Source organism: Microbispora sp. ATCC PTA-5024 (assembly GCF_000511135.2).
Taxonomy (GTDB): Bacteria; Actinomycetota; Actinomycetes; order Streptosporangiales; family Streptosporangiaceae; genus Microbispora; species Microbispora corallina.
On sequence record NZ_KI866525.1, the window covers coordinates 526,015 to 532,177 of the forward strand.

Annotated in this window: 5 protein-coding genes; 2 read left to right on the forward strand and 3 right to left on the reverse strand. The window is 75.1% G+C overall.

Annotated elements, in window-relative coordinates; all coding sequences use genetic code 11:
- Nucleotides 1-692, forward strand: a 692-nt coding sequence (locus MPTA5024_RS28360; RefSeq protein WP_036330145.1) for a hypothetical protein, incomplete at its 5' end; no start/stop codon positions are given.
- A 46-nt stretch (nt 693-738) separates the two neighbouring features.
- Here MPTA5024_RS28360 and MPTA5024_RS28365 read toward each other — a convergent pair.
- The 3 genes from MPTA5024_RS28365 to MPTA5024_RS28375 all read right to left on the reverse strand — a co-directional run bounded on the left by MPTA5024_RS28365 (nt 739) and on the right by MPTA5024_RS28375 (nt 5,642).
- Complete coding sequence (locus MPTA5024_RS28365; protein ID WP_036330147.1) at nt 739-2,412, reverse strand: bifunctional 3'-5' exonuclease/DNA polymerase; 1,674 nt, start codon at nt 2,410-2,412, stop codon at nt 739-741.
- Between the two features lie 133 nt (nt 2,413-2,545).
- Nucleotides 2,546-4,051, reverse strand: coding sequence for a metallophosphoesterase family protein (locus MPTA5024_RS28370; RefSeq protein WP_051458780.1), 1,506 nt, complete (start codon nt 4,049-4,051; stop codon nt 2,546-2,548).
- A 19-nt stretch (nt 4,052-4,070) separates the two neighbouring features.
- On the reverse strand, nt 4,071-5,642 hold the full coding sequence (locus tag MPTA5024_RS28375; RefSeq protein WP_036330152.1) for an FAD-binding oxidoreductase: 1,572 nt from the start codon (nt 5,640-5,642) through the stop codon (nt 4,071-4,073).
- Between the two features lie 86 nt (nt 5,643-5,728).
- Between MPTA5024_RS28375 and MPTA5024_RS28380 the strand changes: the two genes are divergently transcribed.
- The coding region (locus MPTA5024_RS28380; RefSeq protein WP_036330155.1) for an FAD-dependent oxidoreductase at nt 5,729-6,163 on the forward strand (435 nt) is incomplete at its 3' end.

Genomic DNA, 6,163 nt, shown 5'->3' on the forward strand with positions numbered 1-6,163 from the left:
CCCCCGAGCCGCCGGAGGCGGCGCGGCTGGGCGGGCGGAGCCGGCGGGCGCACCTCGACCCGCCGCGCGAGCGGGACTCCCGGTCGACGATCCTCCTGGCCGTCGCGGCCGTCGGCGTCATCGGCGTGCTCGTGACCGTCCTGCTCGTGCTGCTGCCCGGCGGCGGGGACGAGTCCCAGGAGCCGGTGGCCGCCTCGGGCCGTCCGGTGACCACCACGCCCAAGGTCGCCGCGCCGTCCGCCCAGCCGCTGGCCGCCGCGGAGGCGCCCCGCGGCTACCGCGTACGGTCCGAGGGCGGCGTGTCGGTCGCCGTGCCCAAGGAGTGGACGGTCTCGAGCCAGAACGGCGCCGTGCTCTACTCAGGGCCCAAGGACAGCGCCCAGCACATCAAGATCGAGAAGATCGCCGACGGCAGCCTCTCGGCGCTCCAGGCGGCCGAGCAGAGCCTGAACATCAAGGACTACCCGGACTACACCCAGATCCAGCTGCGCCAGGCGAGCTACAGGTGGCCCGCAGCCGACTGGGAGTACACCTACACCAACTCCAGCCAGGTCACGATCCACAGCGTGACCCGGTACGTCGAGGCGGACGGCCAGGCCTACGCCGTCACGTTCACCTCCCCCGACTACGACTGGAGCGAGTCGGCCGCGGCGGTCCGGCAGACCCTGTTCGCCACGTTCGCCCCGGCCTGAACCCGGGCCTGAACACGGGCCTTGAACCCAAGTCACCCCACGACGGTCACTTGGCGTCGGCGTAGCAGCGGACGGCGACCGCCTCCATCGGGAACCGGACCGGGGTCGCGCCGAACAGCAGCCGGGTGGCCTCCTCGGCCGCCCGGGCGACGTCCGCCCGCACCTGCCCGGCCAGGTCGAGCGGGCAGTGCACCATCACCTCGTCGTGCTGGAAGAACACCAGCCGCGCCGGGCCGGGCAGCAGGCCGCGCAGCACGGCCATCAGCGTCGTCGCCCACTCGGCGGCGGTCGCCTGCACCACGAAGTTGCGGGTGAAACGGCCGCGGTCGCGGGCCGCCCGCGCCCCCTCCGGCCCCGACACCAGCCGCCGCCAGCGCTCCGACGGCGGCGGACTGGTGCGGCCCAGCCACGACCTGACCAGCCGCCCCTCCTCCCCCGCCCGGGCCGCGTCCTCCACGAACGCGTACGCCTGCGGGAAGCGCTGCCGCATCACGGCCAGCAGCCGCGGGGCGTCGCCGCTGGTGCCGCCGTACATGGCGGAGAGCATGGCGATCTTGGCGGCGTCCCTGGCGCCGCCGAACGCCTGGGCGAGGGCGGCGTACAGGTCGATCTCGCCGGCGGCCCGCGCGAGCCCCCGGTCGCCGGACATGGCGGCCAGCACGCGCGGCTCCAGCTGGGCGGCGTCGGCCACGACCAGCGCCCAGCCGTCGTCGGCGACCACGACCCTGCGCATGACCTTCGGGATCTGCAGCGCTCCCCCGCCGCTGGTGGCCCACCGGCCGCTCACCACGCCGCCCACGACGTACTCCGGCCGGAGGCGGTGGCCCCTGACCCACTGGTCTGCCCAGGCCCAGCCGTGAGAGCTGTACAGGCGGGCCAGCTCCTTGTACGCGAGCAGCGGCGCCGCCGCCGGATGTTCGACCTTCTTGACGACGTGGGACCGGGTGGACGGGATCTCGATGCCCACCGCCTTGAACGCCCGCACGATCTGCTGCGGGGAGTCGGGGTTCACCGCCTGGCCGAGGGCGGCGGAGACCTCGTCGGCCAGCGCCTGGAGCCGGGCCGGGCGCAGGCCGTGGGCCGGGCGCGGCCCGAGCAGCTCGGTCAGCAGCGTGTCGTGCACGTCCTCCCGCCAGGGCATGCCGTCGTGGCCCATCTCGCCGGCGATGAGGGCCCCGGCCGACTCGGCGGCCACCAGGAGCCGGAACCGCGCCGGGTCGGCCGTGCGGGCGATCCGGCGCCGCTGGTCCTCGAAGACCTCGGCCACGAGGTCGGCCTCCGGCACGTCCGGGCCGGGCCGCACGGGCTCGAAGAGACTCTCCTGTGCGCCCTGAGGGCGCTCCTGCGCGTCCTCGGGCACCGGGAGGCCGTGGAGGCGGGCGTAGGCCGCACCGGCCAGTCTGGGCTCGCCGTAGCGGCCCTCCGCGGCCAGCAGCAGCCCCTCCGTGAGCGCGAGGTCGTGGCAGCGCGACACCCGGACTCCCCGGGCGAGGAGCGAGGGGTAGACGCGCCGCGCGTCGGCCCACACCCACCGCGGCCGCTCGGCGTCCGGCCACCGGCCGGGGACGTGCCCGCCCTCCAGGTCCCGCCCGGCCTCCAAATCCCGCCCGGTTTCCAGGTCCCGCACGGCGGCCGCGAGGTCGGGCACCCGGGTCGCGCGGCCGCCGAGGGGGCGGATCGTCCCGCCCCCCTCCGGATCGGCCGCCACCACAACGTGCACGTCCCCAGCCTGCCAGCCCGCACCGACAACACCGTGCCCGGCCGAGCAGGGCCGGCTGGCAACCGCCGAGCAGACCCGCCGGCGCAGGCCGCCGACCGAAGCCGCCGGAACAGGCCGGTCAGAGCGGGCCGGGTCAGAGCGGGATCTCGACCTCGTCCTCCAGCGGCGGGTCGATCTCCTGCGGCAGGCAGCCGGTGGCCGCGAAGCACCGCACCTTGAGCAGGCCGCCGGTCACCGACAGGTGGAGGAAGCTCTTGAAGAACGGCGGGGTGTCCCAGTCGGACAGCTCCGAGATCCACCGGTGGAAGGTCCGCCCGACCGGCAGGTGGAACGGCATGGGCCAGCCGCCGAGCAGCCGGGCGGCCCACTTGGTCCTGGCCGTGATCGGCGCGCCGGGCGTGGGCCGCGGCGGGGTGTTGCCGATCTGCCGCGACATCAGCGCCAGGCCCTCCTCGGGCGTGATGTAGAGCCACCGCATGCGCAGCCGGCGGCTGTAGAGCAGGCTGTAGAACGACAGCGAGTCGCCGCGCAGCGGGTAGCAGCGGAAGTCGTCCTCCCGCACCCCGGCCACGTCCACCCGCGGGATCGTGTGGGTCGCGTGCATGAACGCGCCGCCCCCGCCGGACACGATGTACTGGATCACGCGGCCGTCCACCCGGACCGGGTAGCGCTCGTAGTTGTGCACGTCGCCGCCGATCGCGGCCACGTAGTTGTTCGCCGGGTCGCGGACGATCTCGTCCACCGTCCCCCCGCCCTCGATGGCGCAGGGGTGGTACTCGTTGCGCACGTAGATCGGCTTCCCGGTGATGAGGATCTTGGGCCGGGGGTCGGCGGACACGCGGCGCAGCCACTCGCCCTGCTCGCGGTCGATGTCGCCCGCGATGCCGGTGTCGATGCCGACCAGCAGCAGCCGTCCCGCGTCGATCACCCAGTACGGCGAAGGCAGCGTCGCCTGCTGCTCGGGCAGCGACCTGAGCGTGCGCGCCTCGGCCAGCGCCGCCTCGTCCACGACGTCGGGCTTCTTCCAGAGCAGGCCGCGCAGCCCGGACGGCGACAGCCGGAACCCCTGCCGCTCGATCTTGAGCGCGTGGGCCTCGCAGAAGACGCGCATGAAGCCGCCCAGGCCGTCGTACCAGTCGTGGTTGCCGGGGACGGCGTAGATGGGCGCCCGGTAGTCCTTGTAGGGGCGGAAGAACTTGTCGCCGTACTCGTTGCCCGACCCGGTCGGGTAGATCACGTCGCTGGCGACGACCGCGAACGCCGTCCCCTCCCCGATCTTGAGCAGGCCGGGCACCACGGCGTACTGCGAGGCGTCGCCCTCGCCGGTGTCGCCGAGGACCAGGAACGAGAAGTCGTCCCCGGGCTCGATCCGGATGCGGAGGTCGGGGTCGGCGCCGTGCTCCCGCTGGGCCGCCACCCACCGGCGGCGCACCTCCTTGGACGGGTCGCCGAACAGCTGGGAGAGGATCTCGTTGCGGGAGCGCCACAGCGTCCGGGGGGACAGCCAGGTGAAGGAGTCGCGGTTCGGCCGGAGGCGTTCGAACGTCCCGATCTCCTGGCAGTTCCACCCCGCGCCCTCCTCCGAGACCCGGGACGAGACCTGCTTCCCCCGCGCGGCCGCCGCGCCCACATCCACCATGGGGACAATCTTGGCGTTTCTAGGGGATCAGCACACCCGGGTTGAGGATCCCGGCCGGGTCGAGCCGCTCCTTGATCCCCCGCAGGATCTCGCCGCCCAGCTCGCCGATCTCCAGCGCGTACGCCGGCCGGTGGTCGCGGCCCACCCCGTGGTGGTGGGAGACGGTCCCGCCCGCCCGCACGATCGCCTCGGTCGCGGCCCGCTTGGCGGCCGCCCACTGCCCGAGCGGATCGCCGGTCTGGGCGGTGACGACGGTGAAGTACAGCGAGGCCCCCGTGGCGTACACGTGGGAGACGTGGCACATGACCAGCGGCGACCCGAGCGCGCCCGCGAGGGCCAGCCGTACGGCGTCGTAGAGGCGGGGCAGCCCCGACCAGAAGCAGGCGGTCTCCAGCGTCTCGACCGTGGCCCCGGCGGCGAGCAGCGCGTCGCGCAGGTAGGGCGCGGAGTAGCGGCCGTGGGCCCAGGACTCGCCCGGCTCCGGGCCGAGGAAGACGCCGCCGGCCGCGGCCAGCACGGCGGCGGCCCGGTCGCGGCGGTGGGCGACGTCTCCGGGCCCGCCCTCGTAGCCCGCCACGACCAGGCAGCCGGAGTCGGAGGACAGGCCGCCGCCCAGCTCGGTGGGCCTGGCCAGGCCCACCATGGTCTCGGCCTCGTCCGACAGCCGCAGGACGGTCGGCGGCGGACCCTCCTGGGCGAGCCGCCGCACGGCGTCCACCCCCGCGGCGAAGCCGTCGAACCGCCAGCCCTCGTGGACGCGGACGGCCGGGGCCTCGCGGACGCGCAGCCGCAGCGACGTGATCACGCCGAAGGCGCCCTCCGAGCCCAGGATCACCTGCCGCAGGTCGGGGCCGGCGGCGGACTTGGGCGCCCGGCCGAGGTCGAGCGTCCCGCGCGGGGTGGCGACCGTCATCCCGACCACCATGTCGTCGAAGCGGCCGTACCCCGCCGACGCCTGGCCGCTCGACCTGGCCGCGGCGAACCCCCCGAGCGTCGCGTACTCGAAGGACTGCGGGAAGTGGCCGAGGGTCAGCCCGTGCCCGGTGAGGAGCTGCTCGGCCTGGGGGGCGCGCAGCCCGGGCTCGAGCTCGGCCACCATCGACACGCGGTCGACCGACACCAGGCGGTTCAGCCGGGCGAGGTCCAGGGCCACGACCCCGGAGAAGCCCCGCCGGGAGGCGACGAGCCCGCCGACCACGGAGGTCCCCCCGCCGAACGGCACGACGGCCACCCGGTGCGCCGCGCAGAGCCGCAGCACCTCGGCCACCTCCTCGTGCGAGCCGGGGAGCACGACGGCGTCGGGCGCGTCCGAGCCGTCGCCCGCCCGCATGAGCAGCAGGTCGGGGGTGGACTTGCCGCGGGTGTGCCGGATACGGGCGTCGTCGTCGGACCGCACGTGCGGGGCGCCGACGACGCCGGCCAGGGCGGACAGCACGGAGGGCGGCAGCGCGGACGCCGGCAGGCGCACCTCGCCGAAGGTGGCGGCCGGCGCGGCGGGCTCCCGGACGCCGAGCAGCTCGTGCAGCAGCTTGCGGACCGGGTCGGGCAGGTCCACCGCCTTGGCCGGGTCTCCCCAGCCGGACCAGAGCATGGGTTCCGCGGGGGTCAACGGGGTTTCCACGTCGTGCACGCCTCCAGATAGGTTACCCAAGAGTAATGCGGAAGTCTGGAGAGAGCATGAACTCCTCCCTCAACGCGGCGCGGCGCGCCCGTGAGCTCCAGGAGGCGCGCGACGCCGTCCTGGACGTCCTGGTCGTCGGGCTCGGGGCGACCGGCGCCGGCGCCGCGCTCGACGCGGCCTCCCGCGGCCTGTCGGTGGCCGCGATCGACGCCCACGACCTGGCCTTCGGCACGTCCCGGTGGAGCTCGAAGCTCATCCACGGCGGGCTGCGCTACCTCGCCAAGGGCCAGGTCGGCGTGGCCCGCGAGAGCGCGGCCGAACGGGGCCTGCTGCTCGGCCGCACCGCCCCCCATCTCGTCACGGCCCAGCCGTACCTGCTGCCGCTCACGCCCGGGGTGGGCCGGGCGCAGGCGGCCACCGTCATGGCCGGCTACCGGCTCGGCGACGCGCTCCGCGCCGCGTCCGGGACGCCGCGGCGGACGCTGCCGGGC

Bases quoted from the DNA above. Each gene is read 5' to 3' on its own strand.
- MPTA5024_RS28370 (WP_051458780.1), bottom strand. From the start codon at position 4,051: ATGGTGGATGTGGGCGCGGCGGCCGCGCGGGGGAAGCAGGTCTCGTCC.
- MPTA5024_RS28375 (WP_036330152.1), bottom strand. From the start codon at position 5,642: ATGCTCTGGTCCGGCTGGGGAGACCCGGCCAAGGCGGTGGACCTGCCC.